Origin of the sequence: Streptomyces sp. NPDC013157, assembly GCF_042899865.1 — a bacterium.
In the GTDB taxonomy this organism is placed as follows: Bacteria; Actinomycetota; Actinomycetes; order Streptomycetales; family Streptomycetaceae; genus Streptomyces.
The window spans coordinates 1,620-3,251 of record NZ_JBIBAK010000040.1 but is presented as its reverse complement, the minus strand read 5'-3'; the positions used below and the strand labels follow the sequence as shown (position 1 = coordinate 3,251).

1 rRNA gene (cut by a window edge) is annotated in these 1,632 nt (G+C 57.4%); it reads left to right on the top strand.

Annotated features, from left to right (window positions below):
- Positions 1-101 precede the first annotated feature (101 nt).
- Positions 102-1,632, top strand: a 23S ribosomal RNA gene (locus ACFY6U_RS52090) (it continues 1,597 nt past the right edge of the window).

Genomic DNA, 1,632 nt, shown 5'->3' with positions numbered 1-1,632 from the left:
AGTTCCCTCGATGCCGGCCCCAGTGAACTCCAGGCTCTGGTCTGGGGGTGATGGGTGGCTGGTCGTTGTTTGAGAACTGCACAGTGGACGCGAGCATCTGTGGCCAAGTTTTTAAGGGCGCACGGTGGATGCCTTGGCACCAGGAACCGATGAAGGACGTGGGAGGCCGCGATAGTCCCCGGGGAGTCGTCAACCAGGCTTTGATCCGGGGGTTTCCGAATGGGGAAACCCGGCAGTCGTCATGGGCTGTCACCCGCTGCTGAACTCATAGGCAGTGTGGAGGGAACGAGGGGAAGTGAAACATCTCAGTACCCTCAGGAAGAGAAAACAACCGTGATTCCGGGAGTAGTGGCGAGCGAAACCGGATGAGGCCAAACCGTATGCGTGTGAGACCCGGCAGGGGTTGCGTATACGGGGTTGTGGGATCTCTCTTTCACGGTCTGCCGGCCGTGGGACGAGTCAGAAACCGTATGGGTAGGCGAAGGACATGCGAAAGGTCCGGCGTAGAGGGTAAGACCCCCGTAGCTGAAATCTGTACGGCTCGTTTGAGAGACACCCAAGTAGCACGGGGCCCGAGAAATCCCGTGTGAATCTGGCGGGACCACCCGCTAAGCCTAAATATTCCCTGGTGACCGATAGCGGATAGTACCGTGAGGGAATGGTGAAAAGTACCCCGGGAGGGGAGTGAAATAGTACCTGAAACCGTGTGCCTACAAGCCGTGGGAGCACTTCGTGTGTGACTGCGTGCCTTTTGAAGAATGAGCCTGCGAGTTTGCGGTGTGTTGCGAGGTTAACCCGTGTGGGGTAGCCGTAGCGAAAGCGAGTCCGAACAGGGCGTCTGAGTAGCACGCTCAAGACCCGAAGCGGAGTGATCTAGCCATGGGCAGGTTGAAGCGGAGGTAAGACTTCGTGGAGGACCGAACCCACCAGGGTTGAAAACCTGGGGGATGACCTGTGGTTAGGGGTGAAAGGCCAATCAAACTCCGTGATAGCTGGTTCTCCCCGAAATGCATTTAGGTGCAGCGTCGTGTGTTTCTTGCCGGAGGTAGAGCACTGGATAGGCGATGGGCCCTACCGGGTTACTGACCTTAGCCAAACTCCGAATGCCGGTAAGTGAGAGCGCGGCAGTGAGACTGTGGGGGATAAGCTCCATGGTCGAGAGGGAAACAGCCCAGAGCATCGACTAAGGCCCCTAAGCGTACGCTAAGTGGGAAAGGATGTGGAGTCGCAGAGACAACCAGGAGGTTGGCTTAGAAGCAGCCACCCTTGAAAGAGTGCGTAATAGCTCACTGGTCTAGTGATTCCGCGCCGACAATGTAGCGGGGCTCAAGCGTACCGCCGAAGTCGTGTCATTGCGATATGTACCCCCAACGGGGATCGTGATGGGTAGGGGAGCGTCGTCTGCCGGGTGAAGCAGCACCGGAAGGTAGTTGTGGACGGTTGACGAGTGAGAATGCAGGCATGAGTAGCGATTCACACGTGGGAAACGTGTGCGCCGATTGACTAAGGGTTCCTGGGTCAAGCTGATCTGCCCAGGGTAAGTCGGGACCTAAGGCGAGGCCGACAGGCGTAGTCGATGGATAACCGGTTGATATTCCGGTACCCGCTGTGAAGCGTCAAACATCGAACCCA